This window comes from Arthrobacter sp. NPDC058288, assembly GCF_042880995.1.
GTDB lineage: Bacteria > Actinomycetota > Actinomycetes > Actinomycetales > Micrococcaceae > Arthrobacter.
In genome coordinates this window covers 526923-545582 of the sequence record NZ_JBHVYH010000001.1, presented here as the reverse complement: position 1 = coordinate 545582, position 18660 = coordinate 526923, and the positions used below count along the sequence as shown (strand labels likewise).

The 18660-nt window shown below is 62.3% G+C and carries 12 protein-coding genes; 2 read left to right on the top strand and 10 right to left on the bottom strand.

The features are described 5' to 3' along the window. Positions 1-180: 180 nt before the first annotated feature. From tuf to ACFVWT_RS02480, 7 genes are all read right to left on the bottom strand, one after another. Positions 181-1371: an elongation factor Tu gene (tuf, locus tag ACFVWT_RS02510; protein ID WP_003803827.1), complete on the bottom strand. Its 1191-nt coding sequence runs from the start codon at positions 1369-1371 to the stop codon at positions 181-183. A gap of 264 nt (positions 1372-1635) precedes the next feature. Next, the gene (gene fusA / locus ACFVWT_RS02505; RefSeq protein WP_390244938.1) at positions 1636-3750 is read right to left on the bottom strand and encodes an elongation factor G; all 2115 of its coding nucleotides are present in this window, start codon (positions 3748-3750) and stop codon (positions 1636-1638) included. Positions 3751-3819: 69 nt separating this feature from the next. Further along, positions 3820-4290: a 30S ribosomal protein S7 gene (gene rpsG / locus ACFVWT_RS02500; RefSeq protein ID WP_026531948.1), complete on the bottom strand. Its 471-nt coding sequence runs from the start codon at positions 4288-4290 to the stop codon at positions 3820-3822. Between the two features lies 1 nt (position 4291). Beyond that, a complete protein-coding gene (gene rpsL, locus ACFVWT_RS02495) occupies positions 4292-4666 on the bottom strand; it encodes a 30S ribosomal protein S12 (RefSeq protein ID WP_009358312.1) in 375 nt (124 codons plus the stop codon). 387 nt (positions 4667-5053) lie between these two features. After that, complete coding sequence (locus tag ACFVWT_RS02490) at positions 5054-8953, bottom strand: DNA-directed RNA polymerase subunit beta' (protein WP_043483032.1); 3900 nt, start codon at positions 8951-8953, stop codon at positions 5054-5056. 102 nt (positions 8954-9055) lie between these two features. Then, positions 9056-12571: a DNA-directed RNA polymerase subunit beta gene (rpoB, locus tag ACFVWT_RS02485; protein WP_209743095.1), complete on the bottom strand. Its 3516-nt coding sequence runs from the start codon at positions 12569-12571 to the stop codon at positions 9056-9058. A 367-nt stretch (positions 12572-12938) separates the two neighbouring features. Next, entirely contained in the window at positions 12939-13403 is a 465-nt protein-coding gene (locus ACFVWT_RS02480; protein WP_390244935.1) for a hypothetical protein, read from the bottom strand. 210 nt (positions 13404-13613) lie between these two features. Here ACFVWT_RS02480 and ACFVWT_RS02475 point away from each other — a divergent pair, with 210 nt between their 5' ends. Both ACFVWT_RS02475 and ACFVWT_RS02470 read left to right on the top strand, forming a co-directional pair. After that, on the top strand, positions 13614-14813 hold the full coding sequence (locus ACFVWT_RS02475; RefSeq protein ID WP_390244933.1) for an acetyl-CoA C-acetyltransferase: 1200 nt from the start codon (positions 13614-13616) through the stop codon (positions 14811-14813). A gap of 5 nt (positions 14814-14818) precedes the next feature. Then, on the top strand, positions 14819-15334 hold the full coding sequence (locus ACFVWT_RS02470) for an aminoacyl-tRNA deacylase (RefSeq protein WP_390244931.1): 516 nt from the start codon (positions 14819-14821) through the stop codon (positions 15332-15334). 46 nt (positions 15335-15380) lie between these two features. Here ACFVWT_RS02470 and ACFVWT_RS02465 read toward each other — a convergent pair whose 3' ends face one another. The 3 genes from ACFVWT_RS02465 to rplJ all read right to left on the bottom strand — a co-directional run bounded on the left by ACFVWT_RS02465 (position 15381) and on the right by rplJ (position 18472). Then, positions 15381-17222, bottom strand: a complete 1842-nt coding sequence (locus ACFVWT_RS02465) for a bifunctional metallophosphatase/5'-nucleotidase (protein WP_390244929.1) — start codon at positions 17220-17222, stop codon at positions 15381-15383. A 206-nt stretch (positions 17223-17428) separates the two neighbouring features. Further along, entirely contained in the window at positions 17429-17803 is a 375-nt protein-coding gene (gene rplL, locus ACFVWT_RS02460) for a 50S ribosomal protein L7/L12 (protein WP_043483052.1), read from the bottom strand. Between the two features lie 78 nt (positions 17804-17881). Beyond that, a complete protein-coding gene (rplJ, locus tag ACFVWT_RS02455; protein WP_011692822.1) occupies positions 17882-18472 on the bottom strand; it encodes a 50S ribosomal protein L10 in 591 nt (196 codons plus the stop codon). Positions 18473-18660 lie beyond the last annotated feature (188 nt).

The following is an 18660-nucleotide window of genomic DNA, read 5'->3' as shown; positions in this document are numbered from 1 at the left end:
AGGGCAGCCCACATCAAGGTGTTCCTTTCGTGTCATCGCCGCCACGTATCCAATCCGCAATTTATCCAGCGACTGGAATAAACTTAGCAAAAAACAGCCCCGCTGCGTAGAAACGCAGCGGGGCTGTTGATAAGTATCAGATGGCCGTTAGACGGCTTCCTGATCCTTGATCGTGAAGTACTACTTGATGATCTTGGTGACACGTCCCGAACCAACGGTGCGGCCGCCTTCGCGGATTGCGAAGCCGAGGCCCTCTTCCATAGCGATCGGCTGGATGAGCGCAACGGTCATCTCAGTGTTGTCGCCAGGCATAACCATTTCCGTGCCTTCCGGCAGGGTGATAACGCCGGTTACGTCCGTGGTGCGGAAGTAGAACTGCGGGCGGTAGTTGGAGTAGAACGGGTTGTGACGTCCGCCTTCGTCCTTGGAGAGGATGTAGACGTTAGCCTCGAAGTCGGTGTGCGGGGTGATGGAACCCGGCTTGACGACAACCTGGCCACGCTCTACGTCATCACGCTTCAGACCGCGGAGCAGCAGGCCACAGTTCTCGCCGGCCCATGCTTCGTCGAGCTGCTTGTGGAACATCTCGATACCGGTAACCGTGGTCTTCTGGACCGGACGGATGCCGACGATCTCGACCTCAGAGTTGATCGCGAGGGTTCCACGCTCGGCGCGGCCCGTAACAACGGTGCCACGGCCGGTGATCGTGAAGACGTCTTCGATCGGCATCAGGAACGGCTTGTCGCGGTCACGTACGGGGTCCGGAACGGACTCGTCGACAGCAGCCATCAGGTCCTCAACGGACTTGACCCACTCCGGGTCGCCTTCCAGGGCCTTCAGGCCCGAAACGCGAACGACCGGTGCTTCGTCGCCATCGAAGCCCTGCGAGCTCAGGAGCTCACGAACTTCCATTTCAACGAGGTCGAGGAGTTCCTCGTCGTCGACCATGTCAGCCTTGTTCAGTGCCACCAGCAGGTAGGGAACACCAACCTGGCGGGCGAGCAGAACGTGCTCGCGGGTCTGGGCCATCGGGCCGTCAGTGGCGGCAACCACGAGGATTGCACCGTCCATCTGAGCAGCACCGGTGATCATGTTCTTGATGTAGTCAGCGTGACCCGGAGCGTCTACGTGTGCGTAGTGGCGCTTCTCGGTCTGGTACTCAACGTGGGAGATGTTGATGGTAATGCCGCGCTGACGCTCTTCGGGAGCAGAGTCAATCGACGCGAAGTCACGCTTCTCGTTGAGAGTCGGGTACTTGTCGTACAGCACCTTGGAAATGGCGGCCGTCAACGTCGTCTTACCGTGGTCAACGTGACCAATGGTACCGATGTTAACGTGCGGCTTAGTCCGCTCGAACTTTGCCTTTGCCACAGGTTCCTCCTAGAACGTTTTCAAATGACTTACCCTTCGGCTGCGCTTGTCGCGGCCGAAACTCCAGTAAGTCTACTTGGGGGGCTTTGGATTGGTGAAATTGCAGATTCAGGAACTAATACTAGTCCCTCGAGCCTGTTCGTGCAGATGGCCGGAGCCCGGCTTGACCGGACTGCATCTAACCGGGAACCGGCCACCTGCACCGGGTGAGTTTCCGAAATCGGAAATACACCCAAGTTTGTCGCTTTGAAAGTCCGGTGTGGACTACTCGCCGCGGTTCTTCTGGATGATCTCGTCGGCGACAGCCTTCGGGACCTCGGCGTAGCTGTTGAACGTCATGGAGTAAACAGCACGGCCCTGGGTCTTGGAACGCAGGTCACCGATGTAGCCGAACATGCCGGACAGCGGGACGTGTGCGCGGATAACCTTGACGCCCTGGGCATCCTCCATGGACTGCATCTGGCCACGGCGGGAGTTGAGGTCACCGATAACTTCACCCATGTATTCCTCAGGGGTGCGGACCTCAACATCCATCAGCGGTTCAAGCAGAACAGGGTTCGCCTTGCGTGCAGCTTCCTTGAAAGCCATACGGCCGGCGATCTTGAACGCCATTTCCGAGGAGTCAACATCGTGGTACGCGCCGTCAATCAGCGTGGCCTTGATGCCGACAACCGGGTAGCCGGCCAGGACGCCGTCGTTCAGTGCATCCTGGATACCGGCGTCGACCGACGGGATGTATTCGCGCGGAACGCGGCCACCGGTGACCTTGTTCTCGAACTCGTACAGCTCGCCTTCAGCGGTGTCCAGCGGCTCGATCGCAATCTGGATCTTTGCGAACTGGCCGGAACCACCGGTCTGCTTCTTGTGCGTGTAGTCGTGACGCTCTACAGCGCGCTTGATGGTTTCGCGGTAAGCAACCTGCGGCTTGCCAACGTTTGCCTCGACCTTGAATTCGCGGCGCATGCGGTCCACCAGGATGTCCAGGTGGAGCTCGCCCATGCCGGCGATGATGGTCTGACCGGTGTCTTCGTTGAGGGAGACCTGGAAGGTCGGGTCCTCAGCGGAGAGCTTCTGGATGGCCGTGGAGAGCTTCTCCTGGTCACCCTTGGTGTTCGGTTCGATGGCAACCGAGATCACGGGCTCCGGGAAGCTCATGGACTCGAGAACGATCTGGTTGGCGGCATCGCACAGGGTGTCACCCGTGGTGGTGTCCTTCAGACCGATGGCTGCATAGATGTGGCCGGCGGTAGCGCCCTCAACAGGCATTTCCTTGTTGGCGTGCATCTGGAACAGCTTGCCGATGCGCTCCTTCTTGCCCTTGGTGGAGTTAACCACCTGGGCGCCCGCTTCAACGTGACCGGAGTACACGCGGATGAAGGTCAGCTGACCGAAGAACGGGTGCGCGGCGATCTTGAATGCCAGTGCGGAGAACGGCTCTTCGGAAGACGGCTTACGAGTGAGTTCCTTCTCTTCGTCGCGAGGATCGTGACCGATCATCGGGGGGACGTCGAGCGGGTTCGGCAGGTAGTCGACAACAGCATCCAGCATCGGCTGAACGCCGCGGTTCTTGAACGCGGAACCACAGAAGACCGGGTAGATTTCCGAGTTGATCGTCATCTTGCGGATGCCGGCCTTGAGCTCGTCAATGGAGATCTCTTCGCCCTCAAGGTACTTCTCCATGAGTTCTTCGGAGGACTCTGCAACGGTCTCAATGAGCGTTGCGCGGTACTCGTCAGCCTTCTCCTGGAGGTCAGCCGGGATCTCGCGGATCTCGTACTTGGCACCCATCGTGACGTCACCCTTGGCATCGCCGGGCCACACCAGTGCGCGCATGTAGAGCAGGTCGACGACGCCGATGAAGTCGTTCTCGGCACCGATCGGCAGCTGCATAACAAGCGGCTTCGCACCAAGGCGGCTGATGATGGTGTCCACGGTGAAGTAGAAGTCAGCGCCCAGCTTGTCCATCTTGTTGACGAAGCAAATACGCGGAACGTTGTACTTGTCAGCCTGGCGCCACACAGTCTCAGACTGCGGCTCCACGCCTTCCTTGCCGTCGAACACGGCAACTGCACCGTCGAGGACGCGCAGGGACCGCTCAACCTCGACCGTGAAGTCCACGTGGCCGGGGGTGTCGATGATGTTGATCTGGTTGTTCTCCCAGAAGCAGGTCACGGCGGCAGACGTGATGGTGATGCCGCGTTCCTTTTCCTGTTCCATCCAGTCGGTGGTCGAAGCGCCGTCGTGCGTTTCGCCGATCTTGTGGTTCACACCTGTGTAGAACAGAATGCGCTCGGTGGTGGTGGTCTTGCCGGCATCAATGTGGGCCATGATGCCGATATTGCGGACCTTACTAAGGTCGGTAAGCACGTCCTGTGCCACGGTGTCTCCCTTTCGGATGGACTACACGTTCGCCGCCGGCTCGTCAGAGCCGGCGGCGTCCGGGAAGTATTACCAGCGGTAGTGTGCGAAGGCCTTGTTGGACTCGGCCATCTTGTGGGTGTCTTCGCGACGCTTCACAGCGGCACCGAGACCATTCGAGGCATCCAGGATTTCGTTCTGGAGACGCTCGGTCATCGTCTTTTCGCGGCGGGCCTTGGAGTAGCCAACCAGCCAGCGGAGGGCTAGGGCCGTGGAACGGCCCGGCTTGACCTCAACCGGAACCTGGTAGGTTGCGCCACCAACGCGGCGTGAGCGGACCTCGAGGGAAGGCTTGACGTTGTCCATGGCCTTCTTGAGGGCTGCCACGGGGTCGCCGCCGGACTTGGCGCGGGCGCCTTCAAGGGCACCGTAAACGATGCGCTCAGCGGTGGACTTCTTGCCGTCTACCAGCACCTTGTTGATCAGCTGGGTGACCAGCGGGGAGCCGTAAACGGGATCTAGTACTAGCGGCCGCTTGGGGGCCGGACCCTTGCGAGGCATATTACTTCTTCTCCATCTTTGCGCCGTAGCGGCTGCGGGCCTGCTTACGGTTCTTCACACCCTGGGTATCGAGGGCGCCACGGACGATCTTGTAACGGACACCCGGGAGGTCCTTCACACGACCGCCACGGACGAGCACAATGGAGTGCTCCTGGAGGTTGTGGCCTACACCGGGGATGTAGGCGGTAACCTCAACGCCACCGTTAAGGCGCACACGTGCAACCTTACGCAGAGCCGAGTTCGGCTTCTTCGGGGTGGTGGTGTAGACGCGGGTGCAAACACCGCGGCGCATCGGGCTGCCCTTAAGCGCGGGAGCCTTGGTCTTTGAGACCTTAGGCGTGCGGCCCTTACGGACCAACTGGTTAATCGTAGGCACTCTCGTGTTCTCCGTTTTATCCGGAGCGGCCGCTGACAGCCGCTCTCCTTTTGCTTTGCCCCGCCGCCCGAGCTTTGAAGAATCTCCAGAGCAGCTGAGGCGAAGCCTTAATAGTCGGATCGCAGACCGGGACCTGGACTCGCGTCGTGATCGGCCCCTAGGCATGCAAAAATGTGGCATACGTTGCACAAGAACCCTGCAAACCGGAAACGTCGCTCTGGCTTTGCCTTTCAGCTCAGCCGGCGCTCTCATCCACTGCCACAATAACAATTGGTATCCAGTCTAACATGGACGGCCGTCAAGCCTTAATCGGGCCAACGGAAAGGCCCCGCCACCGCTCCGTTAGTCAAAACAGAGAGGTGACGGGGCCCGACGCCGAACTAACGGTTAGCGGAAATCGCTGCCGAGATCGTAGTCATCCAGCGGGATGGCGTGGAACTCAGGAGCTCCGTCGCCGCCCAGGGTGTCGTAGGAGAAGTCGCTGAATGCGCTGGGACCTGTAAACAGGTTTGCCTTTGCTTCTTCAGTCGGCTCCACCGTGACCTCCGTGTAGCGCGGGAGACCCGTACCGGCCGGGATGAGCTTACCGATGATGACGTTTTCCTTGAGGCCGAGCAGCGGGTCGCTCTTGCCTTCCATGGCCGCCTGCGTCAGGACGCGGGTGGTTTCCTGGAAGGAAGCAGCCGACAGCCAGGACTCGGTCGCCAGGGATGCCTTGGTGATACCCATGAGCTCAGGACGTCCGGAAGCCGGAGTCTTGCCCTCGGACACAACGCGGCGGTTGGCGTCTTCGAAGCGGCTGCGCTCGGCGAGCTCGCCGGGGAGCAGGTCGGATTCACCCGATTCGATGACCGTGACGCGGCGCAGCATCTGGCGAACGATAACCTCGACGTGCTTGTCGTGGATACCGATGCCCTGGCTGCGGTACACGCCCTGGACCTCGTCCACCAGGAACTTCTGTGCAGCACGGGGACCCATGATGCGAAGTACCTGCTTGGGGTCGACCGGACCGTTGATGAGCTTCTGGCCCACCGCGACGTGCTGGCCGTCTTCAATCAGGAGGCGTGAGCGGCGAAGGACCGGGTAGGCGATCTCTTCGCTGCCGTCATCCGGAGTGATGACCAGGCGCATCTGGCGCTCGGACTCTTCGATGGTGATGCGGCCGGCTGCTTCTGCAATCGGTGCGACACCCTTCGGAGTACGGGCTTCGAAAAGCTCCTGGATACGGGGCAGACCCTGGGTGATGTCGTCGCCGCCGCTGGCGGAAACAGCACCACCGGTGTGGAACGTACGCATGGTCAGCTGGGTACCGGGCTCGCCGATGGACTGTGCGGCGATGATGCCCACTGCCTCACCGATGTCCACGGTCTTGCCGGTGGCCAGCGAACGGCCGTAGCACAGGGCGCAGGTGCCGACGCTGGACTCACAGGTGAGTACAGAGCGGACCTTGACCTCGGTGATACCGGCTGCAAACAGTTCGGCAATGACCACGTCGCCGCAGTCGGTGCCGCCGGCAGCCAGGACCTTGCCCTTGGAGTCAACGACGTCCACGGCCAGGGTGCGGGCGTACGCGCTGTTCTCAACGTTCTCGTCCAGGACCAGCTCGCCGTTGGCGTCAGCCACGGCAATCGGGGTGACGAGGCCGCGCTCGGTGCCGCAGTCCTCTTCACGGACGATGACGTCCTGCGAGACATCCACCAGACGACGGGTCAGGTAACCCGAGTTGGCGGTACGCAGGGCGGTGTCAGCCAGACCCTTACGGGCACCGTGCGTCGCGATGAAGTATTCCAGCACCGACAGGCCCTCGCGGTAGGAGGACTTGATCGGACGCGGGATGATCTCACCCTTAGGGTTGGCCACCAGGCCACGGATACCCGCGATCTGACGGACCTGCATCCAGTTACCACGTGCACCGGAGGACACCATGCGGTTGATGGTGTTCATCGGCGACAGGCTGTCACGCATAACCTGCGCGATCTCGTTCGTTGCCTTGTTCCAGATCTCGATCAGTTCCTGGCGACGCTCGTCGTCGTCGATCAGGCCCTTGTCATACTGGCCCTGGATCTTGGCGGCCCGCTCTTCGTAACCGGCAAGGATGACCGGCTTCTCAACCGGGACCTCGATGTCGGAGATGGCGACGGTGACGCCTGAGCGCGTGGCCCAGTAGAAACCGGCATCCTTCAGGTTGTCCAGCGTTGCCGCGGTGACAACCTTCGGGTAGCGCTCGGCAAGGTCGTTGACGATGCGGGACAATTCGCCCTTGTCGGCAACAGCCTCAACCCACGGGTAGTCCTCGGGCAGGGTCTGGTTGAAGATGACCTGGCCCAGGGAGGTCTGGACGAGCGCGGTCTGGCCCGGCTCCCAGCCTTCCGGAGCTTCCCAGCCGGCGTAAGGAACAAAGCCCTCAAGACGGATCTTTACCTGGGAGTTCAGGTGCAGCTCGTGCAGGTCGAACGCCATGATGGCTTCCGAAACCGAGGAGAAGATGCGGCCTTCGCCAGCTGAACCGACACGCTTGGTGGTCAGGTGGTAGAGGCCAATGATCATATCCTGCGAAGGAAGGGTCACCGGGCGGCCGTCAGACGGCTTCAGGATGTTGTTCGAGGACAGCATCAGGATGCGTGCTTCAGCCTGGGCTTCAGGGCTCAGCGGCAGGTGGACTGCCATCTGGTCGCCGTCGAAGTCAGCGTTGAAGGCGCCACAAACCAGCGGGTGCAGCTGGATTGCCTTGCCTTCAACAAGCTGGGGCTCGAACGCCTGGATGCCGAGGCGGTGCAGGGTAGGTGCACGGTTCAGCAGCACAGGGTGCTCGGTGATGATCTCTTCGAGAACGTCCCAGACCTGCGGACGGTAACGCTCAACCATGCGCTTGGCCGACTTGATGTTCTGGGCGTGGTTGAGGTCAACCAGGCGCTTCATCACGAACGGCTTGAAGAGCTCCAGCGCCATCTGCTTCGGCAGGCCGCACTGGTGCAGCTTCAGCTGCGGGCCGACGACGATAACCGAACGGCCGGAGTAGTCAACGCGCTTACCCAGGAGGTTCTGGCGGAAGCGGCCCTGCTTGCCCTTGAGCATGTCGCTCAGGGACTTCAGCGGACGGTTGCCCGGTCCGGTGACCGGACGGCCACGGCGGCCGTTGTCGAAGAGGCTGTCAACAGCTTCCTGAAGCATGCGCTTCTCGTTGTTGACGATGATCTCCGGAGCACCCAGGTCAAGCAGGCGCTTGAGGCGGTTGTTGCGGTTGATCACGCGGCGGTAGAGGTCGTTGAGGTCGGAGGTCGCGAAGCGGCCGCCGTCCAGCTGGACCATCGGGCGCAGTTCCGGCGGGATCACCGGAACGGCGTCCAGCACCATGCCGAGCGGGCTGTTGTTGGTGGTCAGGAATGCGTTGACAACCTTGAGCCGCTTCAGGGCGCGGGTCTTGCGCTGGCCCTTGCCGTTGGCAATGATGTCGCGCAGCAGGTCCGACTCGGCCTGCATGTCGAAGTTCTCAAGGCGCTTCTTGATGGCTTCGGCACCCATGGAGCCTTCGAAGTACATGCCGTAGCGGTCACGCAGTTCGCGGTAGAGGCCTTCGTCGCCTTCGAGGTCGGCGACCTTGAGGTTCTTGAAGCGGTCCCAGACCTGCTCGAGGCGTTCGATGTCGGCGTCGGCACGCTTACGCACGTTGGCCATCTGGCGGTCCGCGGAGTCGCGGGCCTTCTTCTTGTCGGCAGCCTTGGCGCCTTCGCCTTCGAGACGGGCAAGCTCGTTCTCGAGGTCGCGGGCGATCGTGGCGATGTCGGAGTCGCGGTTGTCAACCAGCTGCTTCTTCTCGATGTCGTGCTCAACCTGCAGGTTGGGCAGTTCCTCGTGGCGGCTGTCGGTGTCGACGCTCGTGATCATGTAGGCAGCGAAGTAGATGACCTTCTCAAGGTCCTTCGGTGCCAGGTCAAGGAGGTAGCCCAGGCGGGACGGAACACCCTTGAAGTACCAGATGTGCGTTACGGGCGCAGCCAGTTCAATGTGGCCCATGCGCTCACGGCGGACCTTGGCACGGGTGACCTCAACGCCACACCGCTCGCAGATGATGCCCTTGAAGCGCACGCGCTTGTACTTGCCGCAGTAGCATTCCCAGTCGCGGGACGGGCCGAAGATCTTCTCGCAGAAGAGGCCGTCCTTCTCGGGCTTGAGCGTGCGGTAGTTGATGGTTTCCGGCTTCTTAACCTCGCCGTAAGACCAGCCACGGATGTCTTCCGCGGTGGCGAGGCCGATCTGCATGAGGCCGAAGGAGGATTCGCTGGACATATGGTCCCTGTTCTCTCTTGTTCTCTAAATTCTGAAGTCTTGGGTTACGGGAAGGGGCCGAGGGGTCCGACGGCGGGTGGTCACCCGCCGTCGGACGCCCTGCTAGACCTCTTCTACGGAACTGGGCTCTGCACGAGACAGATCGATGCCCAGTTCTTCCGCAGCCGTGAAGACTGCGTCATCAGAGTCACGCATTTCAATTGTGGTTCCGTCCGTGGAGAGTACTTCCACGTTCAGGCACAGCGACTGCATTTCCTTGATCAAGACCTTGAAGGACTCAGGAACGCCCGGCTCCGGGATGTTCTCGCCCTTGACGATGGCTTCGTAGACCTTCACGCGACCATGGATATCATCCGACTTGATCGTGAGGAGTTCCTGGAGCGTGTAGGCGGCGCCGTAAGCTTCGAGCGCCCACACTTCCATTTCACCGAAGCGCTGGCCACCGAACTGAGCCTTACCACCCAGCGGCTGCTGCGTGATCATGGAGTACGGGCCGGTGGAGCGCGCGTGGATCTTGTCGTCCACCAGGTGGTGGAGCTTCAGGATGTACATGTAGCCGACCGAGATCGGATCCGGGAACGGCTCGCCGGAGCGGCCGTCAAACAGGCGGGTCTTGCCCGAGGAGTTGATCAGGCGGTCACCGTCGCGGGTCACGTTGGTGGAGTCGAGCAGGCCCGTGATTTCTTCTTCACGCGCACCGTCGAAGACCGGCGTTGCAACAGTGGTCTGGCCACTCTCGCGCGGCAGGTTCGGCAGCTGCTTGACCCACTCGGGCTCGCCTTCGATCTTCCAACCGGTCTTGGCAACCCAGCCGAGGTGCGTTTCGAGCACCTGGCCGACGTTCATACGGCCCGGAACACCCAGCGGGTTCAGGACGATATCAACGGGGGTGCCGTCGGCAAGGAAGGGCATGTCCTCGATCGGGAGGATCTTGGAGATAACACCCTTGTTGCCGTGACGGCCGGCGAGCTTGTCGCCGTCGGTGATCTTGCGCTTGGCGGCCACGTAAACGCGGACCAGCTGGTTGACGCCCGGGGGCAGTTCGTCGTCGTTGTCGCGGTCGAAGACGCGGACGCCGATGACGGTGCCGGACTCGCCGTGGGGAACCTTCAGGGACGTGTCGCGCACTTCGCGGGACTTCTCACCGAAGATGGCACGCAGCAGGCGCTCTTCCGGGGTCAGTTCGGTTTCACCCTTCGGGGTGACCTTTCCGACCAGGATGTCGCCTGCTTCAACCTCGGCACCGATGTGGATGATGCCGCGCTCGTCCAGGCCTGCCAGGACTTCCTCGGACACGTTGGGGATGTCACGGGTGATTTCCTCGGCACCAAGCTTGGTGTCGCGGGCATCGATCTCGTGCTCCTCGATGTGGATGGAGGAAAGAACGTCCTCGGCAACAATGCGCTGCGAGAGGATGATGGCGTCCTCGAAGTTGTGGCCTTCCCATGACATGAATGCCACGAGCAGGTTCTTGCCGAGGGCAAGTTCGCCCTGGTCCGTTGCCGGGCCGTCAGCGATGATGCCGCCGACCTCCAGGCGCTGGCCTTCGCTCACCAGGACACGGTGGTTGTAGCAGTTGCCCTGGTTGGAACGCGCGAACTTGTTGATGCGGTAGTTGGTTTCCGTGCCGTCGTCGTTGAGCATGATGACGAGTTCGGCGGACACCTCGGTGACCACACCGGCCTTCTTCGCGATGACAACGTCACCGGCGTCGACTGCAGCGGCGCGCTCCATGCCGGTACCGACGAACGGTGCCTCGGAACGGACCAGCGGCACGGCCTGGCGCTGCATGTTGGCACCCATGAGTGCGCGGTTTGCATCGTCATGCTCGAGGAACGGAATCAGGGCCGTAGCCACGGATACCATCTGGCGCGGGGAAACGTCCATGAACTCGACGTCGGCGGCGGGAACCAGCACAGGCTCGCCTCCACCACCACGGGCGCGGACCAGGACGGTCTCTTCGGCGAACTTCTTGTTCTCGTCCAGCGGAGCGTTGGCCTGGGCGATCAGGACCTCTGCTTCGTCGTCGGCCGTCAGGTACTGGACCTCATCGGACACGACGCCCTCGGACACGAGGCGGTAAGGCGTCTCGATGAAACCGAACGGGTTGATACGGCCATAGGAAGCCAGCGAACCGATCAGGCCAATGTTCGGGCCTTCAGGGGTTTCAATGGGGCACATACGTCCGTAGTGGGACGGGTGAACGTCTCGGACTTCCATGCCTGCACGGTCACGGGACAGACCACCCGGGCCAAGCGCGGACAGACGGCGCTTGTGGGTCAGGCCCGACAGCGGGTTGTTCTGGTCCATGAACTGGGACAGCTGGGAGGTTCCGAAGAACTCCTTGATGGCTGCCACCACCGGACGGATGTTGATCAGCGTCTGCGGCGTGATGGCTTCGACGTCCTGCGTGGTCATACGCTCGCGGACGACGCGCTCCATGCGGGACAGGCCGGTGCGGACCTGGTTCTCGATGAGCTCGCCGACGGCGCGGATGCGGCGGTTGCCGAAGTGGTCGATGTCATCGATTTCGACGCGCAGCTCGTGGTCCTGGCCGTCGCGCTTGCCGGTGAGGGTCTTCTCGCCGGCGTGCAGTGCAACCAGGAACTTGATCATTGCGACGATGTCTTCAACGTGCAGGACCGAAGCTTCCTTGTCGCCAAGGGAGCGGTCGATGCCAAGCTTGCGGTTGATCTTGTAACGGCCGACCTTGGCCAGATCGTAGCGCTTGGAGTTGAAGTACAGGTTGTCCAGCAGGGACTGGGCAGCCTCGACGGTGGGCGGCTCGCCCGGTCGCAGCTTCCGGTAGATGTCCAGCAAGGCGTCTTCGCGGGTTTCGGTGGCGTCCTTCTCCAGCGTTGCGCGCATGGAGTCGTACTGGCCGAACTCTTCGAGGATCTGGCCTTCGGTCCAGCCGAGGGCCTTCAGCAGCACCGTGACGGACTGCTTGCGCTTGCGGTCAAGGCGGACGCCGACCTGATCGCGCTTATCGATTTCGAGCTCGAACCAGGCACCGCGGGACGGGATGATCTTGGCTGTGAAGATGTCCTTGTCGCTGGTCTTGTCAGCGGTGCGCTCGAAGTAGGCGCCCGGGGAACGGACCAACTGGGAGACAACGACGCGCTCGGTGCCGTTGACTACGAAGGTGCCCTTCTCGGTCATCAGCGGGAAGTCACCCATGAACACGGTCTGCTGCTTGATTTCGCCCGTGTTGTTGTTCATGAACTCGGCTTTAACGTACAGCGGAGCCGAGTACGTAGCGTCCCGGTCCTTGCACTCTGCCATGGTGTATTTGGGATCAGCGAACTCCGGATCGGAGAAGCTCAGGGACATGGTGCCCTGGAAATCCTCGATCGGGGAGATCTCTTCGAAGATGTCAGACAGACCGGAGCTAGTGGCGACGCTGAGGTCGCCTTCTTCGACGGCCTTCGCAACGCGTGCCTGCCAGCGTTCGTTTCCGACCAGCCAGTCGAAGCTGTCCGTTTGCAGGGCAAGCAGATTCGGAACGTCAAGAGGTTCGTGAATCTTTGCGAATGAGAGCCGGCGAGTGGCACCATCGGTGCTGTCGGCATTGATAGCGGTAGCGTTGTTTACATTAGAGGTGCTCGAGGCGACCAAGAGGGATCCTTCCACAGACCTTCAGGCGTTTTCAGATCTCCCCCGTTGCAAGCCCTGCAGAATGACTCCGCAGCGCTACCAGTCCGGTTCCGCTATATGACCCGGGACCCAGGCTGCCCATGGTGTGACACGTCTTTGACGGCACGTCGATGGATCAGCTGCTAGGCAAAGCCCACCGCTATATGAAGGCTGAAGGTAAACAGGGAAGACGCAAATATCTACGATACGGCAAAACAGCGTACGTGTCTACCCCACTTCCCCGCTTATTGCAAGCACTGTTGCCGCGGGCACCTAGTTGGCCTGCGCACCGTCACAAGCCCACCGTCACAAGCGCACCGTCGCAGGCGGGCCGCCTGCGACGGCGGCGCTACAGGGTGAGTGTCACACCTTCGGCGGTGCAGGCGCCGGCGTTGGCGAACACCGCATCTCGGACAGCGTCCTTGGAGGCCTGTTCCGGCTCGCCGCTTCCGCCGGCTGCCGAATGGTCGATGGCGATGAGGCTCAGTGCAGCAAAAAGGCCTTCGAGGTCGCCGGAGACGGCGCCCTTCGCGTCCTCCGCTTTGAGGTAGATGTCCTCGTAGGCATTTTTATTGCCTCCCGCAGCCTTGTATTCCGCGTAGAGGGTGTTGAATTTCTCGCATGCTTCCTTCACTCCGGACGTTCCGGAAGCGGCCGCGGACTCAGAGGCCGACGGCGTCGCCCGGGACGGCACGGAGGAGGACGTGGCCGGGGCAGGCGTCGATGTGGCGCTGTCCGGCGCGGGAGTGGAAACGCTGCAAGCCGTGAGTCCGGCCAGGCCTGCGACGGCCGCGACTGCAAGTATCTTCTTCATCTGAGCTCCTGTTTCCCCACAACGTCTTCCCGGGACGGGCATATCCGCCATCCACCCTACTCAGCCGTGTCCGGTGCCGCACATTCGCAGGATGGGCAGAGCTACCCGTCCGGGCCGCGGAATGGAGCCTGCCGCGCGTGCGTTTGAATGGATAGGTGATTCGGCTCACGATAGCCTTGGCCTACATCGTCACAGATCGGAAGAGAAACCATGAGCAACTCCCCAGACAACAATGATGTTGTCATCCTCGCTGCGGCCCGCACGCCGCAGGGCCGACTCAACGGCCAGTTGGCCGGCTTCACGGCCGTGGAACTCGGGGCGCATGCCATCAAGGCGGCCCTGGCTGCGAGCGGCGTTACCGCGGACCAGGTGGATGCGGTCATCATGGGCCAGGTGCTTCAGGCGGGAGCGGGCCAGAACCCGGCACGGCAGAGCGCCATCGGCGCCGGGATCGGCTGGAACGTCCCCACCGTAACCATCAACAAAGTGTGCCTTTCCGGCCTCACAGCCGTGATCGACGCCGCCCGCATGATCCGCAGCGGTGACGCCGCCGTCGTCGTCGCCGGTGGTCAGGAATCCATGAGCCGGGCGCCGCACATCCTGCCGGGTTCCCGGCAGGGCTGGACCTACGGGACCGTCCAGGCGCTGGATGTGGCCGCGCATGACGGCCTGACCGATGCCTTCGACGGGCAGTCCATGGGGCTGTCCACGGAAAGCAAGAATTTGGTTCTTGGCATCGACCGGACCTCGCAGGACAACGTGGCGGCCCAGTCCCACCAGCGCGCTGCCCTGGCCGCCAAGAACGGAGTATTCGACGACGAGATCGCGCCGATCAGCGTCAAACAGCGGAAGGGGGATCCGGTGGTAGTGGCCACCGACGAAGGCGTGCGCCCGAATACGTCAATCGAGTCGCTGGCCGGGCTCCGTGCGGCATTCGTCAGTGACGGCACCATCACGGCGGGCAACTCCTCGCCCCTCTCCGACGGCGCCGCCGCCCTGGTGTTAACCAGCCGCAAATTCGCGGAAGAAAACGGCCTGGACTACCTTGCGGTGGTGGGCAAGCCGGGCCAGGTGGCTGGCCCGGACAATTCGCTGCACTCGCAGCCGTCCAATGCAATCAAGAATGCCCTGAACCGCGCCGGATGGAGCACCGCAGACCTCGACTTCATTGAGATCAATGAGGCCTTCGGTTCGGTTGCGGTCCAGTCGCTCAAGGACCTGCAGTACCCGTTGGAAAAGTGCAACATCCATGGCGGCGCCATCGCCCTGGGGCACCCCATCGGGGCGTCGGGAGCCCGTCTGGCCGGACATGCCGCGCACGAACTGAAACGCCGTGGCACCGGCAAGGCCGCGGTTTCACTGTGCGGCGGCGGCGGGCAGGGCGAAGCACTCCTCCTCTACCGGGACTGACGACTGTGGCCGACAACGCTGGCGCTACTGATAACGCAAGCGACGGGGCAAGCGGGACCGGCAGGGAGCGCTTCCTTGCCGATGCCGCCGCCCGCGGGCTGGATGTCCAGCTCGTGGAGCGACTCGCCGCGAACAGCCTCGAAGAGGCGGCCCGGATCCTGGGCATCCAGCCGTCTGACATCGTGAAGTCCCTGGTGGTCAAGCATAAGGACGGCAGCTTCCTGTTCGCCCTGGTGCCGGGAGACCGCCAGATTTCCTGGCCGAAGCTCCGCAGCCTGCTGGGCGTCAACAAGCTTTCCCTGCCGCCGGCCGACGTTGCGCTGGAGGCTACCGGTTACGAGCGCGGCACGATCACCCCGCTGGGCAGCACCACGCCGTGGCCGGTCTACGCAGACGCGGCAATCGCAGGGCGGCGGATTTCCATGGGGGCCGGGCAGCACGGCTACAGTGCCTTCGTGGACGCCGATGCCCTGACCGCGGCGCTGGACGCCGTGGTGGCGGACATCAGCGACGCCGTCTAGGTCCCGGCGCCGCCAGGCTACAGCGTCTGGCGCCGGGCCACTGGGACTAGGGTGTGACCGCCAAGGGCTGGCCGTTGACCACAAGCCGCCAGTCCTTCCGGCTGAACAGGGCCGCATCAAGGGCGCCGTTATCAACAACGTAGTCAATGATCCGCTGCCGGATTTCCTGTTGGCTGTTTGACAGGACGGGGGCCGTTTTGACTGCCGGGAAGTTTCCTCCGCCGCTCTGGCGGTAGTTGTTGATGGCCATGGCGAATTCCTGCTCTGCACGCAGCGCCTCTCCCCCGTAGCTGAGGTTGACGATACGCTCGCCTACGGGCCGTGCCAGGTCGATGTCATAGGTCAGCGGCGCATCAAGGCCGTAGACGACGTCGTAGTTGTAGTCCGGGGTTCCGTTCGGCGCCATCGCGGTGCTGGCGTTGGTAACGTCGGCCGCGCGGGCCGTGGCGGAACTAACCGGCTTGAAGTACTGCGCCGACCATTCGAGGTAGGCCCTCACCTGAGCGCCGGTGACCTTGATGGACAGCAGCGTGTTGTCGAAAATGTAGAGCCCCGCGACATCACGGATGCTAAGGGGTCCGGCTTTCACGTCCACGGCGCGCGAGAACGCCGCGGCAATGGACAGCACCGGAAGACCTGCTGCAGGACCGCCGGCCAGTTCCGCCTTGATGGTGCTGGCCTGGACGTAGTTGATGGCGTCGATGGCCGCAGAGTCCTCCCAGCAGGCGCTGGCGGTGCTGAGCGGGGCCGTGGACGTTCCGATCACCTCGTTCACATACGCCACCGTGGCCTCGTGCCCGGCCTGAACGGCGCGGACGACGGCGGGATCCGCCTCTACGGTCTTCGCGTCCAGCAGGTGGGACGAGGCTGAAGTGACGCTCCACTGCCCCTTCTCCTTGGCCAGCTGGAGGTCCATCACGGCGACCCGCATGCCCCACTTCAGTGGCTCGGTCAGGAGCACCTGCTGGCCGGTGGCACTGTTCCTGACGAATCGTTCCGGGATCTCCACGTGGGCGTGGCCTACCAGGATGGCATCGATCCCCGGCACTTCCTCCGCCAACTGTGTGGAGGCGTTTTCAGGGAACGGAAGGGCATCGCCGTAGGAGGAGCCCGGCGTCGCGCCTGAATGGCTGGAGACGATCACGACGTCGGCTCCGGCGGCCTTCATGTGCGGGATAACGATCCTGGCTTCTTCAACAATTCCGTTGAAGTCCAGTTTTCCCTGGACGTTGTCGCGGTCCCAGAGTGCGCAACCGGGTGTCACGAAACCGACCAGTCCCACGGTCAGCCAGCCGTTGTCCGTCTTCACGCGCTTGAGCACATACGGGGTGAAGGCCCGCTCCCCGGTCACGGCGTCGTGGACGTTTGCTCCGAGGAGCGGGAAGTCGAGTTGCTTCTCCCAAGTGCGAAGCAGCGGGACGCCGTAATTGAACTCGTGGTTTCCAAGCCCGACGGCGTCGTAGCCCACGGCGTTCATGGCTAGGGCCATGGGGTGCGTGACCGACTCGGAAATGGGGCGAATTTTGGCAAAGTAGTAGGCCAGCGGCGTTCCCTGGATGGCGTCGCCCGCGTCGATGGTCAGCGTGCCTTGCGCCCCCCGCTCGGCCCGCATCGCCTTGATCAGCGTGGCTGCCTGGGCGATGCCGATCTTGTTGCCCGCCGGATCCGTGTAGGCCGTGTCCTTGAAGTAGTCCCAGTTGAAGACGTTGTTATGCAGGTCGGTGGTGCCGAGCACTGTCAGGGTGAACTGCTTCTTCCCTCCGGACTGGAGCGCCGGCAGGGCCTGTGCGCCGGGGGCTCCGGCCAGGGTGGCTGCGGCGGCGGTCCCCCCGACCAGGGCGGCCGTGAGCATGGCGCGGCGGGAGGGCGAAGAGGTCGGATCGGTCATCGTGTGAGCTCCTTGACGTTGGGGCCGGTAGGCACAAACCCAAAGTCTAGGGCCGCAGAAAGACCATGAAAAGGAGAGTCCGCAATCTTTTTCGGAACTTCACCGGCTGTTGGTGCGGGTCCCGGATGCAGGAAACCCCGCCCACCGGAGTGGACGGGGTTTCCCGGAGCAGAAAGGAAAGCAGGAAGCCTTCCGGAGCTCGAACGTTACTTGAGGGTAACGGTGGCGCCGGCAGCCTCGAGCTGCTCCTTTGCCTTTTCGGCAGCTTCCTTGGTTGCACCTTCGAGGACAGCCTTCGGAGCGCTGTCAACCAGGTCCTTGGCTTCCTTGAGGCCCAGGGAAGTGATGGCGCGAACTTCCTTGATCACTGCGATCTTCTTGTCGCCAGCAGCTTCGAGGACGACGTCGAAGTCGGTCTTCTCTTCAGCTTCTTCAGCAGCACCGGCAGCGGGGCCAGCAACGGCAACAGCAGCAGCGGTAACTTCGAAGGTCTCTTCGAAGAGCTTGACGAACTCGGAGAGCTCGATGATGGTCAGTTCCTTGAAAGCTTCAATGAGCTCTTCGTTGGTGAGCTTCGCCATGGTGTGGCGTCCTTCCTATAGGTGGTGCTTGGCGGCCTGGGCCGTTGCCTTCACACCGGAGTCTGGTTTGAAAGAGAGTTAGTTCTCTTCGGTGGCTGCGGCTTCGGCCGGAGCTTCGGTCTCTGCTGCTTCTGCGGCCGGAGCTTCTTCAGCGGCGGGCGCTTCGGCAGCTGCCGGTGCACCGTTCTCTTCTTCAAGCTTGAGGCGCAGGGCGTCGATGATGCGTGCAGCAGCGGCAGCAGGAGCCTTGAGGATGCCTGCAACCTTGGCGAGCTGCAGCTCGCGGGACTCGAGTGCTGCCAGGGCAGCAACTTCGCTGGCGTTCAGTGCCTTGCCCTCGAAGTAACCGGTCTTGATAACCAGCTGCTTGTTGGTCTTGGCAAAATCCGTCAGGCTCTTGGCAGCTGCAACTGCGTCACCCTTGATGAACGCGATTGCAGTGGGGCCGGCGAGCTGACCGTCGAATGCTTCGACACCAGCTTCCTTGGCTGCAATTGCGGTCAGGGTGTTCTTGACGACCGCGAACTTGGTGTCCTGGCCGAGAGAAACACGCAGCTGCTTGAGCTGTGCAACGGTGAGCCCACGGTATTCGGTCAGGACAGCGGCGTTCGATTCCTTGAAATCGTTAGTGATCTCAGCTACTGCTGAAACCTTGGTAGGCGTTGCCATAACCCTCCTTCCGGGGATAGTGCCGGTGTTCCGGGTCCCCGCTCAGGTGAGCTAAAACTAAAAACGCCCCGGGCAGATGCACGGGGCTTGGCTCGACACAGTCCATGACTGCGGAGCTTTACTTCGTTCACCTGCGCTGGCCGCCCTATGTTCAGGGTCCTTCGTCCGGAAATCCACTGGCTCCCCCG

Bases quoted from the DNA above. Each gene is read 5' to 3' on its own strand.
- rplL (WP_043483052.1), bottom strand. From the start codon at position 17,803: ATGGCGAAGCTCACCAACGAAGAGCTCATTGAAGCTTTCAAGGAACTG.
- rplJ (WP_011692822.1), bottom strand. From the start codon at position 18,472: ATGGCAACGCCTACCAAGGTTTCAGCAGTAGCTGAGATCACTAACGAT.
- ACFVWT_RS02475 (WP_390244933.1), top strand. From the start codon at position 13,614: ATGAGCAACTCCCCAGACAACAATGATGTTGTCATCCTCGCTGCGGCC.
- ACFVWT_RS02490 (WP_043483032.1), bottom strand. From the start codon at position 8,953: ATGTCCAGCGAATCCTCCTTCGGCCTCATGCAGATCGGCCTCGCCACC.
- ACFVWT_RS02465 (WP_390244929.1), bottom strand. From the start codon at position 17,222: ATGACCGATCCGACCTCTTCGCCCTCCCGCCGCGCCATGCTCACGGCC.
- rpsG (WP_026531948.1), bottom strand. From the start codon at position 4,290: ATGCCTCGCAAGGGTCCGGCCCCCAAGCGGCCGCTAGTACTAGATCCC.
- ACFVWT_RS02480 (WP_390244935.1), bottom strand. From the start codon at position 13,403: ATGAAGAAGATACTTGCAGTCGCGGCCGTCGCAGGCCTGGCCGGACTC.